The 22,226-nt window shown below is 40.5% G+C and carries 23 protein-coding genes and 1 pseudogene; 17 read left to right on the top strand and 7 right to left on the bottom strand.

Going from position 1 to position 22,226, the window contains the following annotated elements; genetic code table 11:
- Nucleotides 1-52 precede the first annotated feature (52 nt).
- The 3 genes from CWC28_RS06545 to CWC28_RS06535 form a co-directional block, all read right to left on the bottom strand.
- The gene (locus CWC28_RS06545; protein ID WP_063707579.1) at nt 53-595 is read right to left on the bottom strand and encodes a hypothetical protein; all 543 of its coding nucleotides are present in this window, start codon (nt 593-595) and stop codon (nt 53-55) included.
- 521 nt (nt 596-1,116) lie between these two features.
- Nucleotides 1,117-4,188 carry an efflux RND transporter permease subunit gene (locus tag CWC28_RS06540; protein WP_105173533.1) on the bottom strand — a complete coding sequence of 1,024 codons (3,072 nt, stop codon included), beginning with the start codon at nt 4,186-4,188 and terminating at the stop codon, nt 1,117-1,119.
- Nucleotides 4,188-5,273, bottom strand: coding sequence for an efflux RND transporter periplasmic adaptor subunit (locus tag CWC28_RS06535; RefSeq protein WP_063707563.1), 1,086 nt, complete (start codon nt 5,271-5,273; stop codon nt 4,188-4,190). Before CWC28_RS06535 ends, CWC28_RS06540 begins: the two co-directional genes overlap by 1 nt.
- Before the next feature lie 117 nt (nt 5,274-5,390).
- Here CWC28_RS06535 and CWC28_RS06530 point away from each other — a divergent pair, with 117 nt between their 5' ends.
- Nucleotides 5,391-6,302, top strand: coding sequence for a LysR family transcriptional regulator (locus tag CWC28_RS06530; protein WP_138624904.1), 912 nt, complete (start codon nt 5,391-5,393; stop codon nt 6,300-6,302).
- The gene (locus CWC28_RS06525) at nt 6,286-6,594 is read left to right on the top strand and encodes an MGMT family protein (protein ID WP_249324949.1); all 309 of its coding nucleotides are present in this window, start codon (nt 6,286-6,288) and stop codon (nt 6,592-6,594) included. The genes CWC28_RS06530 and CWC28_RS06525 overlap by 17 nt, the downstream gene beginning before the upstream one ends.
- Here CWC28_RS06525 and trhA read toward each other — a convergent pair.
- Nucleotides 6,591-7,220, bottom strand: coding sequence for a PAQR family membrane homeostasis protein TrhA (trhA, locus tag CWC28_RS06520; protein ID WP_063707551.1), 630 nt, complete (start codon nt 7,218-7,220; stop codon nt 6,591-6,593). The genes CWC28_RS06525 and trhA overlap by 4 nt on opposite strands.
- A gap of 258 nt (nt 7,221-7,478) precedes the next feature.
- On the opposite strand from trhA, the gene CWC28_RS06515 reads away from it, so the two are divergent.
- The 15 genes from CWC28_RS06515 to CWC28_RS06445 all read left to right on the top strand — a co-directional run bounded on the left by CWC28_RS06515 (nt 7,479) and on the right by CWC28_RS06445 (nt 18,691).
- A complete protein-coding gene (locus CWC28_RS06515; RefSeq protein ID WP_063707548.1) occupies nt 7,479-7,757 on the top strand; it encodes a hypothetical protein in 279 nt (92 codons plus the stop codon).
- Between the two features lie 220 nt (nt 7,758-7,977).
- Complete coding sequence (locus tag CWC28_RS06510; protein ID WP_063707545.1) at nt 7,978-8,556, top strand: LON peptidase substrate-binding domain-containing protein; 579 nt, start codon at nt 7,978-7,980, stop codon at nt 8,554-8,556.
- A gap of 62 nt (nt 8,557-8,618) precedes the next feature.
- The gene (locus CWC28_RS06505; RefSeq protein WP_063707542.1) at nt 8,619-9,242 is read left to right on the top strand and encodes a sigma-70 family RNA polymerase sigma factor; all 624 of its coding nucleotides are present in this window, start codon (nt 8,619-8,621) and stop codon (nt 9,240-9,242) included.
- Nucleotides 9,235-9,885, top strand: coding sequence for a ChrR family anti-sigma-E factor (locus CWC28_RS06500; protein ID WP_063707538.1), 651 nt, complete (start codon nt 9,235-9,237; stop codon nt 9,883-9,885). Before CWC28_RS06505 ends, CWC28_RS06500 begins: the two co-directional genes overlap by 8 nt.
- Before the next feature lie 10 nt (nt 9,886-9,895).
- Nucleotides 9,896-10,849, top strand: a complete 954-nt coding sequence (locus CWC28_RS06495) for a YbgA family protein (RefSeq protein ID WP_063707535.1) — start codon at nt 9,896-9,898, stop codon at nt 10,847-10,849.
- A complete protein-coding gene (gene phrB, locus CWC28_RS06490; RefSeq protein ID WP_063707529.1) occupies nt 10,849-12,240 on the top strand; it encodes a deoxyribodipyrimidine photo-lyase in 1,392 nt (463 codons plus the stop codon). The genes CWC28_RS06495 and phrB overlap by 1 nt, the downstream gene beginning before the upstream one ends.
- Nucleotide 12,241: 1 nt before the next feature.
- Entirely contained in the window at nt 12,242-12,688 is a 447-nt protein-coding gene (locus CWC28_RS06485; RefSeq protein ID WP_063707527.1) for a nuclear transport factor 2 family protein, read from the top strand.
- Complete coding sequence (locus CWC28_RS06480) at nt 12,688-13,398, top strand: SDR family NAD(P)-dependent oxidoreductase (RefSeq protein WP_138624902.1); 711 nt, start codon at nt 12,688-12,690, stop codon at nt 13,396-13,398. The genes CWC28_RS06485 and CWC28_RS06480 overlap by 1 nt, the downstream gene beginning before the upstream one ends.
- The gene (locus CWC28_RS06475) at nt 13,395-14,651 is read left to right on the top strand and encodes an NAD(P)/FAD-dependent oxidoreductase (protein WP_063707521.1); all 1,257 of its coding nucleotides are present in this window, start codon (nt 13,395-13,397) and stop codon (nt 14,649-14,651) included. Before CWC28_RS06480 ends, CWC28_RS06475 begins: the two co-directional genes overlap by 4 nt.
- Entirely contained in the window at nt 14,644-15,393 is a 750-nt protein-coding gene (locus CWC28_RS06470; protein WP_063707517.1) for a DUF1365 domain-containing protein, read from the top strand. The genes CWC28_RS06475 and CWC28_RS06470 overlap by 8 nt, the downstream gene beginning before the upstream one ends.
- 4 nt (nt 15,394-15,397) lie before the next feature.
- Nucleotides 15,398-16,660, top strand: coding sequence for an SAM-dependent methyltransferase (locus CWC28_RS06465; RefSeq protein ID WP_063707514.1), 1,263 nt, complete (start codon nt 15,398-15,400; stop codon nt 16,658-16,660).
- Nucleotides 16,638-17,132, top strand: coding sequence for a DUF2878 family protein (locus CWC28_RS06460; RefSeq protein ID WP_063707512.1), 495 nt, complete (start codon nt 16,638-16,640; stop codon nt 17,130-17,132). Before CWC28_RS06465 ends, CWC28_RS06460 begins: the two co-directional genes overlap by 23 nt.
- A gap of 55 nt (nt 17,133-17,187) precedes the next feature.
- Nucleotides 17,188-17,685, top strand: coding sequence for a chalcone isomerase family protein (locus tag CWC28_RS06455; RefSeq protein WP_063707510.1), 498 nt, complete (start codon nt 17,188-17,190; stop codon nt 17,683-17,685).
- Nucleotides 17,678-18,211: a DUF3833 domain-containing protein gene (locus CWC28_RS06450; RefSeq protein WP_063707507.1), complete on the top strand. Its 534-nt coding sequence runs from the start codon at nt 17,678-17,680 to the stop codon at nt 18,209-18,211. The genes CWC28_RS06455 and CWC28_RS06450 overlap by 8 nt, the downstream gene beginning before the upstream one ends.
- 204 nt (nt 18,212-18,415) lie before the next feature.
- The gene (locus CWC28_RS06445; RefSeq protein WP_036972004.1) at nt 18,416-18,691 is read left to right on the top strand and encodes an HU family DNA-binding protein; all 276 of its coding nucleotides are present in this window, start codon (nt 18,416-18,418) and stop codon (nt 18,689-18,691) included.
- Nucleotides 18,692-18,773: 82 nt separating this feature from the next.
- Here the strand turns inward: CWC28_RS06445 and ilvN are convergent, their stop codons facing one another.
- The 3 genes and pseudogenes from ilvN to CWC28_RS21895 all read right to left on the bottom strand — a co-directional run.
- Nucleotides 18,774-19,271: an acetolactate synthase small subunit gene (ilvN, locus tag CWC28_RS06440; protein ID WP_063707505.1), complete on the bottom strand. Its 498-nt coding sequence runs from the start codon at nt 19,269-19,271 to the stop codon at nt 18,774-18,776.
- Nucleotides 19,271-20,995, bottom strand: a complete 1,725-nt coding sequence (locus tag CWC28_RS06435) for an acetolactate synthase 3 large subunit (protein ID WP_063707503.1) — start codon at nt 20,993-20,995, stop codon at nt 19,271-19,273. Before CWC28_RS06435 ends, ilvN begins: the two co-directional genes overlap by 1 nt.
- A gap of 759 nt (nt 20,996-21,754) precedes the next feature.
- A pseudogene (locus tag CWC28_RS21895) lies at nt 21,755-22,226 on the bottom strand (transposase); the annotation flags it as partial.

Raw genomic sequence — 22,226 nt, 5'->3', positions numbered from 1 at the left:
GACTAGTCTTTACTGGTTTGCTTCAGGGTTCTAAATGATACAGATTTCAACCTTAGCCTTTATTAGGGTAAATGGCATCATCTTCCAAAAGGTCTCTTTTCGGTTTAAATTCTTTTTTAGAGAGTTTTTTCGCGATAATATCGTTAAGTTGATGTTTGTTTACAAAGAACAGCTCTTTTGTATTGTTATCTTCAAATAGTAATAGTGCTACTTCATTGTTTTTAACGCTTGCTTCAATCAATTTGAGTCCATTCACAATCAAGTTAGGTCTAAAATACAGAGCAACCTGGCTGTGTTGTGGAAAGTCATAATGAGATTCAACAGTGCGGTTTGAAACAGAATCACACTCGAGCTCTAAATCGGCTGATTGTTGCCCTTCACAAATATCTGCGATTGGCGTGCCTATTTCCCCAAAAATCCATCTTGAGTTAAATATCAATCCATTTTGTCCTTCAATTGCTAAAACAGCATCAGATAAACTTTCAACGGCAACATGAAAAGCTACATTAGACTCATGCTGATAGTGTGTATTTTCATTGGCGCTTAAGGTACCACTGAATATTGCAATCAATAAGTAAAGTACTTTTCTACGCATCTTAGCCCTTCAAGTATTAAATCAGCAGCAATAGGTTAGCACACAAGCTGATAGATTAATCATTAAATAGACACCCACTCTAAAAGTAACTAGACACCCACCTTAAACCTTAAATAACAAAATACTTATGCTAGACACAGGCGAGCTCTCTGCATTCGACTTTACCGAGAATTATAAATAAGTTAATAATTGATAGCTGACCAATTTTGCACGACTCATAAACAGGGTTATCAATGGCTAGCTTTCAGAATGTATTTATCTTTATCGCATCCCTATTGTTTGTTGGTTATGGGGTGTTGGGGTTATTAACGAATAAAATTCGTGTAGGTAGCCGAAGTTATACAGGGAGCATTAGCACCATTTATAAGCACCAAGAACCAGTGCGCTTTTATTTTTGGTGTTGCTTATTTTCATTTGCTGGCTGTGGCGGATTTTATTACCTTTTTGTTTATTAAAATAAAAGGTAATAAAAAAGCCCTAACAATTTGCTGATAGGGCTTTTGGTTGAGAGTCAATCTGTATTAATTAGCGTGACGCTGTTTAGGTACTTTGATCTTAAACAGCATGGTATAAAGCACAGGCACAACAATCAGGGTCAGCACTGTGGCAAAACCAAGGCCAAACATAATAGTTACCGCCATTGACTGGAAGAACACGTCAAATAGCAGTGGGATCATGCCTAAAATGGTGGTAATCGCAGCCATCGCTACAGGACGCACACGACTTACACCTGAGTCAAACACAGCTTTGTAAGGGTCTTTGCCGCTATCGAGTTCAAGGTTAATTTGGTCAACTAACACAATGCCGTTTTTGATGAGCATGCCGCTTAAACTAAGTAAGCCAAGCAGGGCCATAAAGCTAAATGCTGCATTCATTAGTAATAAACCTGCCGATACACCGATGATTGCCAATGGCACCGTCGCCCATATTACTAAAGGTTGTTTAACCGAGTTAAACAGCAGCACTGTGATTGCGAACATGGCTAAGTAACCAAGTGGTAATGAACCAAAAATCGCTTTTTGTGCTTTGCTTGATGATTCAAATTCGCCGCCCCATTGCAATTCGTAGCCATGTGGGAGCTCAATTGCCTCAATGTTCTTTCGTACACGGGCAAAGAGTTTAGCAGGTGTTTCATCGCCAATGACATCGTGGTCGGCCATCACTGTGATGGTTCGCTTACGGTCACGTCGCATGATCAAGCTGTCTTCCCATTCAACAATAAAATCATCAACTACTTGTGTCACCGGTACAAACACACCTAACACTGGGCTGTAAATTTGTAAGTCTCGCAGGCTTTCAACGTTTAAGCGCTCTTCAGCAGGCGAGCGAGCAATAATTGGCAGCATTTGTGTGCCGTCTTTATAAACACCCACTTGTTTACCCGATAAGCTAGTTAACAGCAGCTGATCAAGGTCTGATTTAGCAATTCCTAAACGACGGGCTTTTTGCTCGTTAAATTGCGGACGAATTAACTTCGAGCGAGCACGCCAATCGTCACGAATATTAAATGCTCCCGCATCTTGATGCAGAATATCTTTCGCTTGTTTCGCTAATTGGCGAAGTACCACAGGATCAGCACCAGAAAAACGCGCTTCAATTTTTGCATCTGTTGATGGGCCAATTTCCATACGTTTAACTTTAAGCTGAGCATCAAGTACATGCTCGTGTTGGTAATCACGCACTTTTTTGATCATGGTAGTAACAGCTTCGCGGTCTTTAACACGAATAATCAATTGCCCATAGGCTGGGTATGATTTTTCAGGTGCGTAAGTCAGCATAAAACGCGGTGCACCTTGGCCAACCGTTGTGGTTACCTCTTCAACCAGTGGGTCTGCTTGTAAGAACTTTTCAAGCTTTGCGACGCCATCCATTGTAGTATGAATATCAGCGCCTTGTGTATGCCAATAATCAACGTAAAACATCGGTGTATTAGATGCAGGGAAGAACGACTGCTTGATAAATTTAAAGCCAAACACAGAGCTTACAAGCATGATAACCATTAGCAGAAGTGTCGTTTTACGATAACGCATTGCTGCATGTAACACGCCTTTATAGACATTAAAGATAACCCCTTGATAAGGGTCTTCATCGTGATGCGGTTGTTTCTCCGTTGCCTGTTTAAACATTAAATCAGCGAAGAATGGCGTTAAGGTAATGGCGGTGATCCAGCTAAGTAATAATGAAATAAACAATACCCAGAACAAGCTGCCAGCAAATTCACCACTGGCATCTGAACTCAAGCCAATTGGCGCAAAGGCCGTAACGGCTATAACCGTTGCGCCTAGTAACGGCCACTTGGTTTGTTCAACGATATTGGTTGCTGCTTGCAGTTTTGTTTGTCCGCGCTTTAGGTTTATCAATATGCCTTCGGTTACTACAATAGCATTATCAACCAGCATCCCTAAGGCTATGATCAAGGCACCAAGCGAAATTCGCTGTAAATCAATGGCAAACAACTTCATGAAAATGAAGGTACCTAGAACGGTCAGTAGGAGAATTACACCAATCAATACACCGCTTTTAAAGCCCATAAAGACTAAAAGCACGATAATAACAATAGCAACAGCTTCAAGTAGGCTGATAATAAAGCCACTTACTGACTTTTCAACTTCAGCAGGTTGGTTATAAACGCTGTTTATTTCCATACCATGGGGACGTTGATATTCAAGTGACGCTAAATGAGCATCAATATTTGCACCTACATCAACAACGTTAACGCCTGTACTAAATGACACACCAACCAGTAATGCTTGTTGCTGGTTATAGCGAATAATATTGTTAGGGACTTCTGCATACTCACGAAAAACGGTAGCAACATCACCTAAGTAAATAAGCTCATTTTCACCTGGCTTAGAAATAAGTAAGTTTTCGAGCTCTTTTACGTCTTTAAATTCACCGGTTGGGTGTAAGCGAATTGATTCATCGCCAACGCGCACTTTACCTGCGTTCGACACGCTATTTTGAGTTTGTAAAAGCTGATAAATTCGATTAGGCGAAATACCTAACTGGGCAAGTTTGCGGGTTGAAATTTCAACCATGACTTGTGCTTGTTGCTCGCCACCCACGGTTACTTTACTAACGCCATCAACCAAAACAAGCTCACGTTTTAAGTAATCAACGTAATCTTTAAGCTCATCGTAAGAATAACCATCGCCAGTGACTGCATACATCACCCCGTATACATCCCCAAAGTCATCCATAATCTTGCTTGGATAAACACCAGAGGGCATCGACGATGCTTGATCGTTAATTTTTCGACGCAGTTCGTCCCATATTTGGCGTAAGTCTTGTTTACGATAATTGCTTTTCATCTCGACGGTAATTTGCGATTTACCCGGTGATGAAATACTGGTTACGTAATCAACATACGGTAGCTGTTGAATTGCATTTTCAATAGGGAATGTGACTTCTTCTTCTACCTGCTGTGGTGACGCGCCCGGATAAAGGGTGATCACCATGGCTTTTTTTAGGGTGAATTCAGGGTCTTCTAGTTGTCCTAAGCCAAAGTAAGCGACCGTTCCACCAATCAGTAAAAACAGCGCGAACATCCAGCTAATGACTTTTCTTTCAATAGCGAGTGCTGCAAAGCTCATTATAAGCCTCGCTCTTTTTGCCATGGACGCACTTTCATGCCTTCTTCTAAAAAGTGCACACCAGCAGCCACAACGATTTGGCCTTCTTTAATACCTGAGAGTACTTCAATGCCATCACGATGTAATTGGCCAACTTCAACAGCTTGTTTGTGCACTAAACCGGTGTTTTCGTCATAAAGCCATACATAGCTGTTGTTGTTTTCAGACTCAGTAGGCTCTGAGAATACCGCCTCAACTGGCAGCAATGTATAAGGTGATTGTGAGCTGGTGATTTTGCTTAAATCTATATCAACGCGGCCAGTCATACCGGCAAGTAGATTAAAATCTTCTGGCACAGGTAATGAAAACACGACTTTATACGTTAAAGTAATTGGGTCGGCTTGGGTATCGAACTCTTTGACCGTCAATTGATATGACTTGTTTGGGTAACCATCAAATACAACATCAGGTTGGTAGTGAACATCTTTATCGATGCGTGCAATGAGTTTTTCGGGTACTTGAATAACCACGTCCATTAGGTCGCGGGTTTCTAGGCGAAGGATGTTTTGTTTTGCTTGAATGTTTTCAAAGTTTTTCACAAACACTTTTGCCACAGTACCGGCGAACGGCGCGCGTAATTCACTATTATCTAGGTTGGTTTTGGCAATTTTTAGCGCTGACTCAGCAACCTGTTTATTAGCAAGCGCTTGGTCTAACTCAGATTGGCTGGCAATTGAGCGGTTAAATAGCTTTTGCACACGCTCAAGTTGAGATTCTGCTAGTTCATAGCGTGCTTTGCGCTCATCATATTGCAGTTGAAAATCTTCAGGATCGAGTTTGGCTAAAAGCTGGTCTTTCTCAACGTGTTGGCCCGCAAGAGCAGGGAACTCAAGTAACTCACCATTCACACGAAAGGCAAGATAAGAACCTTGGTTAGCAACCACTTCAGCAGGAAAGCTGCGAATGCTTTGCTCTGAATTATTGCCAATATTAAAAAGTTTAACAGGGCGAACTACCGGCTCTGCTTCACTTTGTTGTGCTTGCTCTGAACATGCCGCAAGTAACAGAAACATGCTGCTCATTAACACGGCGGGTGCCAATCTCATTGTCTTCTCCATAGATAAGAAAGCATAAATTTGCTGCAGGATACGCTGCAAAGATATAAAATAAAAATTATTAAATTTTAGAAACAGCATAAGTTTTATTTATATAGTTTGCCATTAATGAATTTAAATCAATTAATCATTCTAGATGCTATTGTGCAAAGCTCTAGTTTGAGCCAAGCCGCACTTAAATTGCACAAGACTCAACCAGCGCTCACGTTAGCAATCAAAAAGCTAGAATCAGAGCTAGGGTTTGAGTTACTAGACCGCAGTCAATATCGGTTACACTTAACAGAAAAAGGCCGTATTTTTTATCGTGAGGCTCGCTTATTACTTAATGCAAACAGTGAGTTAAGCTCACTTGCTAAAGAGCTGGCACTAGGTAATGAAGCCAATTATAAAATTTGCTATGAGCAGCTTTGCCATCAAAACAGTTATAACCAAGTGATCAGCCAAACCTTCAAACGTTTTGCCAGTACAGAGTTTAGTATTTCTTCAGGCAAGCGCTTTGTATCTCTTGAGCAGGTTAATAGTCATCAGGCTGATTTAGGAATTGGCCCTTGGTTTGATTTGTTTCATGCAACAGGGGATCTCGAAAGTTTACCGATTGGTAAATTTGATATCGGTATTGTCAGTGCGCCTGATGTGGTGCCTAGTGAAATCAGCTTTGCAGATATTCAAAATTACCCGTGCTTGGCCATGTTTGAAAGCGACTTGAGTTTTGACAGTGATAGGCTTTCGTATACGCTAGGCTCTGCATTAATGAAAATTGACGATATAACCAGTGTTAAGTCGTTCTTACTCTCTGGTGCGGGCTGGGCAATGATCAGTTTGCAACATTGCCAAGCCGAAATCGACGCTGGTTTATTGCAGCAAATTAAAATTGTCGATCGTGAACACCAGTTTGGCGCAGAAATTCGAGTTTTTAGACAGCACTCGGTTCATCATGGCCCTGTTGCAAGAGCTATTTGGCAAGATTTTAGCGAGGTTAGTAAACACTATTTGGAGTCGAGTCGTGCAGCAGGCAACTAAAGAAGATTTAATTTATACCATTATTTGTGCCATTCCTGAGGGGAAAGTTGCCAGTTATGGGCAAGTAGCAAAGCTTGCAGGATACCCTAATAACTCAAGGTTAGTGGGCAAGTTATTAAAAGTAATGCCCGAAGGCTCAAACATTCCTTGGCATCGGGTAGTTAATAGCCAGGGTAAAATATCGTTTCCTGAAGGCAGCAATAAGCATCTGGAGCAACGACAAAAACTACTCAGTGAAGGTGTTACCTTTAATAAGGCTAAAATTAATATGCGCCTGCACCAGTGGGACTAATAAACATACAAGCTAATTGATAGATAATGACAAACACAGCCAACTAACACGAATACGTGCCAAATTGCATGGCTGTAATGGCGGGTTTTAGCGCTGTAAAACACTGTGCCTAAACTGTACGCAATCCCGCCAGCTAGCAGCCACCATAAAGCGCTTAAATCAAGGTTCAAATAAAGTGGATAAACAAGTGCTAATGCAAACCAGCCCATTAATAAATAGGTAGCGAGAGAGACTTTTTTATTCGTGTTTTTGACCAGTAATTTATATGCAACACCACCAAGCGCTAAAGACCAAATAAACACTAAAGCAGCAATTGCCCAAGCCCCAGATAACGAAATTACCAAATAAGGCGTGTAGGTTCCGGCAATAAGCAAGTAAATCGCACAGTGGTCACATTTTTTATAAATGGCTCGTATACGCTCTCTGGTACTAGCGTGATATAAGGTCGAGGCTAAAAATAATACCAGTAGGCTTGAGCCATACACGATAGCACTCACCGTAGCTGACACAACTTTAGATTGTGAAATTAAGTCCCACAGCACATATACCGCAAACAGGACTCCCATACCGTGAGTGAGCACGTTAAGTTGTTCTTCTTGGCGTGAATAAGGGAGTTGTTGTGTCATATCTATCTACTAAAAATGAGTGAATAAAACAGTTTCAGTGTACAAGTGTGCGCTGAAGTTGGCAATGCTTATTTTTTCACTAAATGTTGGTCAAAATATTTAAATTCGTTGGTTTTATTAACCAACCCTGAATGCGGTTGAAAATTTAATTTATTTTTAAATCGTTAAAAATCAATAAGTTAAAAAATATTTTCAGGGTGGCACAACCTTTGATTAAGTAATTACGACTAATTACTTAAAGAGACAAGGAATACCACTATGAATAACTCACTTAAATTAACTACTGCTGCGTTACTTGTATTAGGGTCAACTCAAGCAAGCGCTACTGACTTTGAATTAGATATCAGCAACACAATTACACAATCTGTTAAAAGCTATGTTCAACAAGCAAGCATTGAGTTGAAAGAAAGCGTAATGAACAGCATTGAGTTTGATGCTCAAAAGTTACTAGATACTTACATGAGTGAAGATGCAATTGCTTCGAAAGAAGACGAAGTAAAAATTGCTCAAGCTCCTAAAGCAACAAACAAGCAGTAAGGAAACAAGACAATGAGTAGTGAAATCAGCTTATTTTTACTTATGGTTGCACCGGTTTTGAGTTTACTCAGTGCGTATGCATCAATCGAATTATTTCGTAACGTTGCGCAATGGTTCAACTTCTAGAGTACAAAGTAGATATTAAGATTTCATGAAATATTGATCGGCGGATTAAAAACGCACGTAATTAAAGGCATGTGGTTTTAGAATAGTAGACTTTATGAAGCGTGCGATTTTTCCTTTACCGGTTTTTATTTTACCTGAAGGGTTCACCAAGCTAAGAATTTTTGAGCAGCGTTACTTAACGATGGTCAAAGAAGCTGTACAAAATAATACAGGTTTTGTGCTGTGCACTTACCAACACGACACAGATCTTAACTTGCCAGAAATGGGTTGTTTAGTGCAAATAACCGACTTCAATCAAGATGATAGTGGCCAATTATTAATTGATGTTTATGCTGAACATGCAGTGTCTATGCATAACGCATATCAAGATAAGCAGCAACTACGCCATGCCGACATCGAACTAATTACGTCGCCTTCATGGTATGTAAACACACCAATCAATGACGAAAACACCTTACTAAGCGACACGCTTCGTGCTGTGTTTGCAAATCAGCCTGATTTAGCAGGTCTATATAAAACCCCACAATTTGACAATCTTGCTTGGGTTGTTGCCCGCTGGCTTGAAATTTTGCCTATTTCATTAGTTAAAAAACAACAACTTGCCTTTAAATCTAATTTTGAAAATTTGCTAAGTTTCCTCCATACTCTAATTAACAACGAATTTACTGATTAATGTGATCTCACATCAACTTTTTGGCGTATAAATTCTTACGACAATAATTGGATGACACAAAGATGGTAAGTCAACAACTTCAAACAGGTTGTAAACCTAACACAGGTCAATACTCTGCCATGCCAGATACACCAAGCAAAGAGCTTGCTGATGCCTTATTTGCTGTTGCTGCGCACCGTGATAAACGTGCGTTTGCAGTGCTGTTCCAATATTTTTCGCCAAAAATAAAACGTTTTGGGATCAAACAATTTGGTTCTGAAGCGCAAGCGATGGAATTAGTTCAAGAAACACTAACCTCAGTTTGGCGTAAAGCGCATCTTTATCACAAAGAAAAAGGGGCGGCGACAACATGGGTATACACAGTAATGCGTAATGCTTCTTTCGATATGCTAAGAAAAATGAAGAGCAGCAAAGAAGAGTGTATTAGTGAAGATATTTGGCCTTTGATAGATGAAGCCGAGCCGGGCCAACACGAATTTAGTGACCATTTAGAAGATAAACAGATTAAGCAATACCTTGATAAATTACCCCTTGCGCAACGAGAAGTTGTGCGCGGCGTATATTTTCAAGATATGTCGCAAGAGCAGCTTGCTGAGCATTTAAACATTCCCGTAGGCACAGTGAAATCTCGTCTTCGCTTAGCCTTGCAGAAGTTACGCAATGAAATGGGAGATCACCATGATTAAGCACCATCCTAGCAATGAATTACTTGCCAAGTTCAGCGAAGGTAATTTACCTGCCACTTTGAGTGTTGCAGTCGCTATTCATGTTGAAATGTGCCCTGTGTGTCAAAAAGAGCTCGCTGCGCTTGAAGCCAAAAATGCAGACACAGTATTTACAGAATCCGCTATTGATATGGATGACATGTTTGATTCCAGTATGTTTGATGCGATCACAGCTGATGAAACTATTGATGAAGTTTACGAGCAAGCACAGGTGTCGGTAGATGTTAAAGACAAAACTTACACATTACCTAGAGCGCTTACCCGGATTGGTCATAGTAAGTTTATGCAAATAGGTAAACTTGCCCGCTCTCGCATTGATTTAGAAGATGGCGCGTTACGAGCAAGCCTGCTCCATATTGATGCGGGTGGTGAAATTCCTGAGCACACACATACGGGTTTTGAGCTCACTTTATTATTAGATGGGGAGTTTAGTGATGAAGACGGACACTATGTACCGGGTGATTTTATGATGCTTGATGGTCGTCATAATCACACGCCAAAAACTGAACAAGGTTGTTTATGTTTTACCGTAGTTAGCAGTGCGCTGCACTTCAACAAAGGTATTAGCAAACTCCTGAATCCAATTGGTAATCTTATTTATTAGTAGGGTTTATATGCAGCAATCAACAATAAAAATTGGTTTAAGTGCTTGCTTAGCAGGCGATAAAGTACGCTTTGATACAGGCCATAAAAAATCAAATTTCTGTATGGATGAGCTTGGCAAGCATGTCGAATATAAAAAGTTTTGCCCTGAAGTAGCGGTAGGGCTACCAATCCCCAGACCAACTATTCGTCAAGTGCGTGTTGGCGATACCATTAAAGTGTGTCGTCCAGATGGCACTGGCGATGTTGGCCCTAAACTAACAGAATATGGTAAACGAGTGGCAACAGAGCAAACCGCTGAGTTAAGCGGCTTTGTGTTTTGCGCGAAAAGTCCTAGTTGCGGTATGGAACGTATTAAAATTTATAACGAAGCGGGTACTGGCAATACTTCAGAAGGTGTGGGTTTTTTTGCAGAGCAAATAATGGCACATAACCCATTGTTACCTTGCGAAGAAAACGGTCGTTTAAATGATATGCATCTTCGCGAAAACTTTGTAATGCGTGTTTATACCTATAAGCACTGGCAAACATTAAGCGAGCAGCCATTAACAGTTCATAGATTGACCCAGTTTCACGCCCAATATAAGTACTTATTGATGGCGCATAACTACGAGGCTTACCGTAGTCTGGGGAACTTGCTTGGCACTTTTGACGGCGAAGATATCCAAACTTTGGCTGATGAATACATTTTAGGGTTAATGACAGCCCTTAAAAAACCAGCTTCTCGTAAAAATAACGCCAACACTTTAATGCATTTACAAGGCTATTTTAAAAAATCGCTTTCTAAGATTGAAAAGCAAGAACTGCGAGATGCCATTGATGAATACCGTCAAGGTTTAGTGCCACTTTACGTACCTCTTACGTTAATTAAGCATCATTTAAAAGTGCATCCAAATGAGTACCTTGCTAAGCAAGTGTACCTTGACCCTTATCCGAACGAATTAAAACTACGCTACGGAATTTAATGAACACATTATTTTGGTTTAGGCGCGATCTGCGCCTTTTTAATAACGATGCCTTGTATCAGGCAATCGAAAATGGCTGCCGAAATGCAGTGTTTTTTATTACTGAAAAGCAATGGCAAAAGCATGATGTGGCTGCTATTCAGCTAGATTTATTAAAGCGTAGGCTTCACTTTTTAGGTGAGCTTTTAGCCAGTAAAGGTATTGAATTACACATTATTGATGCAGCCGATTATGCCGGTTGTGTTGAAAAATTAGCGTCATTTTGCGAGCAACATCAAGTAAGAAATGTCTACGCCAACAACGAATATGAGCTTAACGAAGTAAACCGAGATAAAGCCTTTTTACAGCACGCTGACAGCAATGGGATTGCTTTTTACGCATACGACGGTGATGTGATTGCGCCGCCGGGAAGCATTAAAAATCAAAGCGGTGAGATGTTCAAAGTATTTACGCCATTTAAAAATGCATGGCTAAAAGTTTATCAAGACACCCACTTTTATTTTGCTGAACCACCGCAGATGTTTGAGCCCATTGAGTGGCAGCCAAGTGAGTTATTGGCCTCAGACGGCAGCTCAGAAAAATGGCCTGTTGATGATGACACGCTCAGCCACGTTTGCGCGCGCTTTATTGAAGAAAAACTCGCAACATATCAAGACCAACGAGATATCCCAAGCATTAAAGGCACCTCGGGTTTAAGCCCTTACTTAGCCCTTGGTATTGTCAGCGTTCATCAATTATTGGCACTGATCCAGCAGCGTCACCCTGATGTACTACGTAGCAGTAAAAGTAACTTGTTTTGTTGGGTTAATGAATTGATTTGGCGTGAGTTTTACCGCCATCTTATCGCGATTTATCCAAACCTAAATAAATACGATAACTTTAATGAGAAATACAACGCCGTGAAGTGGCGTGATGATGACAGCGACTTTAAAGCATGGTGCGAAGGTAAAACAGGCTACCCGTTAGTTGATGCTGCAATGAGGCAACTACTGCAAACTGGCTGGATGCATAACCGTTTACGCATGGTGGTCGCGAGCTTTTTAACCAAGCACTTATTAATTGATTGGCGTAAAGGCGAGCGTTTTTTTATGCAGCACCTAATAGACGGCGACCTTGCATCTAACAACGGTGGCTGGCAATGGGCTGCAAGTACGGGGTGTGATGCTCAGCCGTATTTTCGAATTTTTAATCCTATCACCCAAAGCGAGCGATTTGATCCAGATGGTGAATTTATCCGTAAATATTTACCAGAGCTGGAAAAAATACCTGCCAAACAAATCCATTTTCCGCATGATTATTTAGCGAAACAGGGTAAGTCGAGCAGTTATTGGCCAGCAATTGTTGATCATAAAGCCGCGCGAGAGCGAGCGCTAAACGCATTTAAGGTGTGACATGGACAAGGCGATCCTTGATAGGTTTATTGATGTTTATCAAACACTCAATAAAGACAATTTACAGTTATTGGATGAAATTTATCATCCTGATATCCAGTTTGCAGATCCCTTGCATGCGGTAAATGGTCTTGGGGAGCTGCGTGAATATTTTAAAAACCTCTATGCCAATGTGCTTTCTTGTGAATTTGCTATCGAAGACAGCTATGTGACTGAAAATGCAGAGGGTAAAGACGACACTGCATTTATTTATTGGACTATGCATTACCGCCATCCAAAGCTAAACAAAGGCCAAGCGATTTCGGTTGCAGGTCATAGTCGTTTAAAATTTTCTGGCGATAAAATAATTAACCACCGCGACTATTTTGACGTAGGCGCTATGCTTTACAGGCATATTCCTGTACTCGGCTCAGCTGTGAAATACATCGACAAAAGAGCGAGTGCATAATGACGACATTAATTACAGGTGCAACCTCAGGTATTGGCGAGTCATTAGCAACGCTTTATGCAGACAACGATGAGCAGGTCATTGCATGCGGTAGAAATTCAGAAAAGCTTGCTAAATTGAGCCAACATCAAAATATTGACTCTTGCCAATTTGATGCAACAGACCTTCAAGACATTCGTTCGAGCACAGTGGCTTATACAGAATTTGACCGGGTTATTCTTAATGCCGGCAATTGTGAATACATTGATGATGCTCGCAATTTTGACAGTAGCTTGTTTGAACGGGTGATCACGACCAACCTGCTCAGCATGGGCTATTGCCTTGAGGCGTTATTACCAAAAATAAAGTCCGGTGGTCAGCTGGTCATCGTAAGCTCTAGTGTGACTTACTTACCCTTACCGCGCAGCCAAGCATATGGTGCGTCTAAAGCCGGTGTAAGTTATTTAGCTAATAGCTTAGCGGTTGATTTAAACGATATCGATGTCACTTTAGTTCACCCAGGTTTTGTTAAAACGCCGCTTACAGATAAAAATGACTTTCCTATGCCTATGGCGGTGAGTGCAGAAAAAGCGGCAAATTATATTTATAAAGGGGTCGCGAAAAGGCGCAAAGAAGTGCACTTTCCACACCGTTTTACTTTCATTTTAAAATTTTTAAGAATGCTTCCTACGCCACTTTGGCTGAAGCTTGCAAAAGGATTATCACGTTGAAAAAAGTGGCTGTTATTGGATCTGGCATAGCGGGTTTAAGCTGTGCGCACCTATTGCATAAACACTACGATGTAACCGTATTTGAAAAAAACGACTACATAGGTGGCCATACTGCAACCATAGACGTAAAAGTTGATGGCGTTGAGTACGCTGTTGATACTGGCTTTATTGTCTTTAACGACCGAACTTACCCATATTTTGAAAAGCTACTTAAGCGTTTGGGTATCGAGCGTCAGAAGACCCAAATGAGCTTTAGTGTGCATAATGAACAAACAGGCTTTGAATACAACGGCCATACTTTTTGGAGCTTGTTCGCACAAAAGCGCAATATCTTTCGCCCTAAATTCTGGAAACTTTTAAAAGACATTGTTCGCTTTAATGATGTGTGTAAATCATTGCATGCTGGACAAAATTACAAAGAAAATCAAACCCTAGGCGAGTTTTTAGACGAGCATGAGTTTAACGAGTTCTTCCGTTTTCATTATATCTTGCCGATGGGCGCTGCTATTTGGTCAACAAGCATTAAAGAAATGGCGCAAGTTGGTGTAGAGTTTTTTGTTAAGTTTTTTTATAACCACGGTTTGTTGGATATCACTAATCGCCCGCAGTGGTATGTTATTCCGGGTGGCTCTCGCGAATACATTAAACCTATGATCCAAGGTTTTGCTGATAAAATTCGTTTAAATAGTAATATCAGCTCGGTATCTCGAAAAGATGACAGTGTGCATGTTCATTTTGATGATGGCCACAGTGAAACATTCGATAAAGTTGTGTTTGCTTGTCACTCAGATCAAGCTTTAAAGCTGTTGTTAGACCCAAGCGAGGACGAAAAAAGCGTTCTCTCAGCTATACCTTATACGGCTAATTCAGTGGTACTACACACAGATACTACACTGCTACCAAAACGCAAAGCCGCATGGGCGAGCTGGAATTACCTGTTAAATAACAACACAGATAAAGCCGCTGTTGTAACTTATCAGATGAATATTCTGCAAGGCATTCAAAGCGACACGCAATTTTGTGTCACGCTTAATCACCTTGACGGCATTAGAAAAGACAAAATTCTGCGTGAGTTTACTTATCATCATCCGGTATTTAATAAACAGTCGATTGCCGCACAGCAGCAAAAGCCTCTTATAGACGGTAAAAATAATAGCTATTTTTGCGGTGCTTATTGGTACAACGGCTTCCACGAAGATGGTGTAAGAAGTGCTGTAAATGTGGCAAAGCAACTCGGAGTCGAGTTTGAATAGCGCCATATATGTAGGTGATGTTCGCCACAGGCGCTTTGCCGTCAAAGAGCATCACTTTAAGTACCCGCTTTATATGATGTGGGTTGATTTAGCTAAGCCTGATGAACTTAATGGTGTTCACCCTTGGCTTGGCTCAAGTGGCTTTAAGGCGCTTAAATTTAATCAGAGCGACTATTTTAATTTTCAAACCGATATGCAACTGCCACTCAAACAGCGTGCACTTAATAAAATTAAAGAGCTTGGCATTGACGATGAATTTACCCATGTTTTTATGCTCGGACAGGTGCGCTGTTTAGGAATTTATTTTAGCCCGGTTAACTTTTTCTTCTTTCAAACTAGTCATGGCGAGTTCACTCACATGCTTGCTGAAGTCAGTAACACGCCTTGGAATGAACGTCATTATTATGTCGTACCCCTTGAAAAAAAAGTGAACTTTAAAAAGGTTTTCTCCGTATCACCTTTCATGAACTTAGATATGAACTATCATTGGCATATTAGAATGAATTCTGATAACACCATGATTCATATTGAAAATAAAAAAGACGACACTCTTTTGTTTGATGCAACCCTGCGTTTGCAAAAGCACCCTCTCACGAAAGAGCAGGTTAGTGCCGTGCTTAAACAGTTTCCGGCTATGACGTTAAGTATTTTTAAAGGTATTTACCTTCATGCTTTGAAGTTGTTTTGCAAACGTGTGCCATTTATTGGCCACTCGGGCAAACAAGAGAATTCAACTAGGTGATGTGATGGAAAAAGTATCAAATTTAACACAAGCCCCAACGACCGGCTGGATGACAAAACTTTATAAAAAACTGGTAATAGGTGCATTCAATAGTATCAATGTCGGTTGCATTACCCTAAAAGAGGGTAATCAAAAAGAGCAATTCGGTGACATTACAAGTGATTTACACGCAACGGTCACGGTAAATGATGCTGCTATGTATAAGTCTTTTGCGTTATCTGGCAGTGTGGGTGCCGGCGAGGCTTATATTCTTGGCTATTGGGATTGTGACAACCTCACTAAACTTATTGAAATATTCGCTTTAAACCAAGATCAGTTAGATGCATTCGAGAAAAAATTTGCCTTTTTAAGTGGCATTGCGCACCGAGTTAATCACATTAAAAATAAAAACTCAGCAAGTGGTTCAAAAAAGAACATTGCGGCGCACTATGATTTAGGCAACGATTTATACAGTGCATTTTTAAGTGACGAAATGTTGTATTCATGTGCTGTTTATCCGTCAAAACAAGCTAGCCTTGAACAAGCCCAAGCGCACAAACTAGCATTGATTTGTGAGCAGGTTGATTTACAACCAGGTGATTCGGTGATTGAGATTGGCACAGGGTGGGGCGCCTTTGCGATTTATGCCGCAACGCATTTTGATTGCCATGTAACGACGACCACAATTTCTGACGAGCAACATGCTTATGTGGAACAAAAGGTTAAAGAGCTTAACCTAGAGCATAAAATTACTTTATTAAAGCAGGATTACCGCCTCTTAGACGGCAAGTACGATAAGCTTGTATCAATCGAAATGATTGAAGCTGTCGGTCATGAGTATTTGCCTGGCTTTTTTGCAAAATGTAAGTCTTTATTAAAAGACAGTGGTGCAATGCTTATTCAAGCAATCACCATAGCTGATCAGCGTTACAGCCACTACCTTAAAAATTCCGATTTCATCCAGCAGTACATCTTCCCGGGTGGTTGTTTGCCTTGTTTAGATGAAATGAATAAGCAAATAAAGCAGCAAACAGACATGGTTGTGCATAGTGTAAAAGATATTGGCGTTCACTATGCAAGAACATTGGCTGATTGGCGCGAGCGCTTTGTCGCTAGCTGGCCTGAAATAGATAAAGTCAAATTTGACCAACGATTCTATCGTTTATGGTTATTTTATTTAGCTTACTGTGAAGGTGCGTTTAGAACCCGTGCTATCAGTACAGTGCATTTAGTTGCCCGTAAACCTCGTTTTGGTCATTCTGGCGATGATATCGCGCTCGATTATTAACTTTGTTTTGTTTCAAGGAGTATGGTTTATGGCCTTACTCCTTGAGCGCAACTCTCTAATACCCGCTTTAGCTGTTGTTGCTTTGATGATTTACCTATCAAAGCAACGTCAGCAAGATAGTTGGCTACTTTTATGTGGTTTACCTCTCGCACTCGGCTACGAATGGCTTGCCAGCAGCTTAAACTTACTTGCCTTTAAAGAGAGCCCCTTTCCCTTATGGCTTGCTGTACTTTGGGCAGCACTGCTTTTAACCATTAATACTTCGATGCAATTCCTACAAAAGCTGCCTTGGTATATTGCATGGGGTGTTTGTGTGTTATTTGCTCCTGCTAGTTACTACGCTGGAATGCGCTTTGAAGTACTTAATACTGAGCTTGTTCTTTGGCAATTTTGGCTTGTTTATGGCTTAGGTTGGGCAAGTATGTTTATGGCTATAATCGCTATAAATAAGCGATTTTTAGCGGCTGAATGATCAGTTTTAAGTGGTTTTTCGTAGTGTTTAATAATACAACTTTAAGGGTTATTTGATGAAACAATCACTTAATTTAAGTTTATTTGCTGCGTTATCGTTCTGTGCAGGTGTGTATGCAAATGGCTTTAAAACAGTGGGCCAGGCCAAGATGGAGTATCTGTTTTGGGATGTGTATAACGCCAAATTAGAGACCCCATCGGGTTCGTATCAGTTTGGCCAACACCCCAGCAAACTTACACTCACCTATTTGCGGGATTTCGATGCGAAAGATATCGTCAAAGCAACCAACGAGCAATGGCAACATTTAAAGCTTAATGACATGGTAGGTGCTTACGATAAACAATTATTAACTCTTTGGCCTGATATCAAAAAAAACGATTCGTTGTCGTTTCAAACAAACGAGCAAGGAATTGGTACTTTTTACTTTAATGACAAAGAGCTAGGTCAGATCGATGATAATAAATTTGCTGACAACTTTTTAGCAATTTGGTTAAGCGCCGACACGTCTGAACCATCACTTCGTAAACAGCTTATTGGAGGGAAACATGATTAAGCTCAAAGCATTCTTTATTTTTGCTATGGTACTGTTAATTACCAGCTGCTCTGCACCAGATGTTGATTATTATCAGGGCACAGAGCCGAAGTTTGACTTTAAGCAGTTTTTTAGCGGTGAGCTCAAAGCCTACGGCGTTGTACAAGACCACAAAGGTGAATTAACCCGTAAGCTGGTAGTTGATATGCAAGCGTCTTGGAACGGCAATCAGGGAGTGATTGACGAGCAATTTGTTTATGATGACGGCGAAAAGCAAACGCGTACTTGGTATATCACCATTAATGATGATGGCAGTATCACAGGGACTGCATCAGATGTGATTGGCGAAGCAAAAGGTGACAGCAATGGCAGTGTGTTCCATTGGACATATTCTGTCGAGCTTCCGTACGATGATAGTACTTTAGTGGTAAATTTCGATGATTGGATGTACTTGGTAACACAATCACGCTTGATTAACCGTACCGCTATTGATAAGTTTGGCTTTGAGGTCGGGGAAGTTACCTTGGTTATCGAGAAAATTGAATGATGGTTTGGCTATCATAAATTTTTGTGATGGTAGTTAAATTAAGTCTTTATTAATACTGATGTCACTAACCTTGTGATTGATAGTTAAATAGTAGTCATTTTTGAATAAATTACGTAAAAATAGCAATTTGCTGTTGCTAACTTCTCAAAAATGCATAAAGATAGGTTTTGCGAAGGCAAAATAATAACGAATAGGAATCTAACAATGAATAAAGCTCAATTAGTTGAAAAAATTGCTACTGATGCAGAAATCTCAAAAGCGGCAGCAACTCGTGCACTAGATGCATTCACTGGCGCAGTTACTAACTCTCTTAAAGAAGGTAACTCAGTAGCATTAGTTGGTTTCGGTACTTTCTCAGTAAAAGAGCGTGCAGCGCGTACTGGCCGTAACCCACAAACTGGTGCAGAAATCCAAATCGCAGCAGCAACTATCCCAAGCTTTAAAGCGGGTAAAGGTCTTAAAGACCAAGTTAATCCTTAATAGGGTAACTTACTAATTATTGAAAAAAGGGCTTATAGCCCTTTTTTTGTATCTTACGTTTTGTCGCGTTAGCGAAAAAGGCTTATGCCTTTAACGCTTTATCACCACGACCAATACCAACCGCACCTGAACGTACAACTTCAATAATGTCTGACTCGTGACGCAAGGTATCAAGGAAAGATTCAACCTTTTCTGTGCTCGCTACAAGTTGCAGTGTGTAACTGTGGCGGCCCATATCTAAAATAGCACCTTGGAACACATCAGCAACACGCGTTACCGCTGCACGAGTGGTTTCATCTTGGGCAAAAACTTTCACCAATAATAGCTCACGCTCGATGTGCGCCATTTCGGTTAAGTCAATAATCTTAAGAACATCTACCAGTTTGTTAACTTGCTTAGTAATTTGCTCAACGATGCGATCATCACCCATGGTTGTAATGGTAATACGCGAAAGTGAATGATCGTCAGTCGTGCCAACAGTTAGGCTATCGATGTTGTAAGCGCGCTGTGAAAATAGGCCTACAATGCGCGATAACGAGCCAGGTTCGTTTTCTAATAAGATTGATAAAATACGGCGCATTATGCTTTTACTCCTTTACGTAACCACATATCATCGACTGCCCCTAGCTTGATTTGCATTGGGTAAACATGCTCTTTTTCATCTACACAGATATCTAAAAATACCAATCTGTCGTTAATAGACATGGCTTTTTCAATAGCAGGCTGAAGCTCATCAATATGATCAACGCGAATACCTACGTGGCCATAGCTTTCTACTAGTTTTACGAAATCAGGAAGTGATTCCATGTAAGATGATGAGTGACGACCTGAATACATCATATCTTGCCATTGACGTACCATGCCCAGTGAACGGTTATTCAACGACACAACTTTCACAGCCAAATTGTATTGTAAGCAAGTTGATAGCTCTTGAATGTTCATCTGAATTGAACCATCACCCGTCACGCAGATAGACTCTTTATCAGGGAAGGCAAGCTTAACGCCCATTGCTGCAGGTAAACCAAAGCCCATGGTGCCTAAGCCACCAGAGTTGATCCATTGGCGAGGATGTTTAAACGGATAATACTGAGCAGCAAACATTTGATGCTGACCTACATCAGAGCTAATGTAAGCATCACCATTGGTTGCTTTGTAAATTGCCTCGATAACCGCTTGAGGTTTGATTTTATCGCCATCCGTGCTGTAGCTTAGGCATTTTTGTTCACGCCAGCTAATGATTTGACGCCACCAATCTTCTTGTGCTGAACGATCAATTGAAATAGGGCTCTTATCAATCGCCGTTTGTAACTGTTCAAGCACTGTTTGTAAGCAGCCAACAACAGGGATGTGCGCTTTAATTGTTTTAGAAATTGAAGTTGGGTCAACATCAACATGAACAATCGTGGCATTAGGGCAGAATTTTTTAACATTATTCGTTACCCGATCATCGAATCGAGCACCTAATGCTAAAATAACATCAGCGTTTGCCATAGCTTTATTTGCCTCAAGGCTACCATGCATACCTAACATGCCAATAAAGTTAGGGTGAGTACCGCTGATACCACCTAGACCCATTAAGGTGTTAGTGATAGGCGCGTTTAATGATTCAACCAAGTGAGTCAGTTGCTCAGAGGTATTTGATAGAATAATGCCGCCACCTGAGTAAATAACCAACTTTTTAGCTTCTAAAATAGCGTTCACTGCTTTACGAATTTGTTTTGAGTGGCCTTTAGTGTTCGGGTTATAAGTTCGAAGCTCAGTGGTTTTTGGAAATTCGAATGGGAACTTTAGCTCAGGATTAAGCATATCTTTTGGTAATTCAACCACAACCGGACCAGGGCGGCCTGTGCTGGCTAAGTAGAAAGCTTTTGCTAAGATGGCAGGGATCTCTTTTGCACTTCGACAGTTATAGCTGTGTTTTACGATAGGGCGAGAACAACCAACAATATCAGTCTCTTGGAATGCATCATCACCAATTAAACCAGTAGGAACTTGGCCAGATAACACCACCATTGGAATAGAATCCATATAAGCAGTCGCGATACCAGTAATACAGTTTGTAGCCCCAGGGCCTGAAGTTGCAAGCACCACACCGACGTCACCGGTAGCACGGGCATAACCATCAGCCATATGTGTTGCGGCTTGTTCGTGACGTACTAGGATATGTTCAATATCTTCTTGTTGAAATAACGCGTCGTATAAATCAAGAACTGACCCACCTGGGTAGCCAAAAATATATTTAACATTCAATTCTTTAAGTGCCCGAACAACTAGTTCGGATCCATTGTATTCAGTCGTACTCATCCTCATTCCTCTGTGTGTGCAAGCATAAATGCATAAAAAAACCCCCGCATATGGCGGGGGTTTTTTAAAAAGCGTGCTTTCACCTTTTAATAGCCACCCGCTGGGCTTGTAACTAAGACCAGTACGAGAACGTTGACGACTAAAAGGTGACGGCGAATATTCATTATTTTTTAATTTTCTTCTAAAAAATGCACAGCCGACTAGATGGCTGCTGTTTAAAAAATGTTAGGAGTATTTTTAAGCGTTTTGGAAACTGATGTCAACCGCAAATGTGGTTTTTTGCATTAATTTTTCTTTATTTCGATTTTTTGATATTTTTGTTGCATCCAGGCGCTTAATTGCCATTATTTTGGGGTGGAACTATGCGTTGAATTGTTCGTGTGGCAAATTGCTAACTACACCAATAGATAATGCATTTACATTACTGCCTTGCATAACTTAGCTACTATCAGAATCGGTTTCTTTTTTATAATTAGACACCCAATTTAACACCTCGCGATGATACGCGTGATTAATTTTTAGAAAGACAGTCAACTTATTTTTAATATGATGCAGCTTAATATAGATGTGAATTATTGCGAACAAGTTGAATTGCTAGGAAAGTAGTGATTTTTCATTGTCATCAATTAAATTTCAGCCTTATGTGCTGAAATATTCTTGAGTTTTGCAGATTGGATAGCTCTAGTTGCATAAGTCATTTTGCCTCTCGAATGAAAAGGATTGGATCTGTAAGATTGATTTCTAGTGTCGAATGCTCAATTAAGCAAATAAGGCTAAGCTATTTGCTATAGAGCTTCTTCGTTTTCGTTTCATGTGATTTGTATAAGTAGTTATAGCTTGCTCTTTACCCGCTGTATTTTTAAATGAACGTGTAAAAGAGGTGGTGAGTGTAAGCCAGTTATCACTACAAATATTTAGTCTTTCAAGAATTGGTAACGCATCTTCTGAGATTTTCCCTGGCTTATCTTCTCGTATTGAGCGGCCCGTCCAATCAACAAGTTTTAGATATGTTTTGAGCTCAAATGCTAGCCCTCTAGGCATGTGTTTGCGTGGTTTACCTGCAAAGCGCATTAGTGATTTTGGTTGTTTATTATTTTGAGCTGCATTAATTCTAGATTTAATACTGGTGTAGTCAGAATCTTCGGGTAAATCAGCCACTTTTGCTCTTACAGGGTTTAGGTCAACATACGCAAGGCAAGCGGCAAGTGCTGCTTCATCAAGTAAAGCTTGT

The sequence above is a fragment of the Pseudoalteromonas sp. S4492 genome, assembly GCF_005886115.1.
Lineage (GTDB): Bacteria > Pseudomonadota > Gammaproteobacteria > Enterobacterales > Alteromonadaceae > Pseudoalteromonas > Pseudoalteromonas gelatinilytica.
The sequence above is the reverse complement of the archived record's forward strand: the minus strand, read 5'-3'. Positions and strand labels throughout refer to the sequence as shown.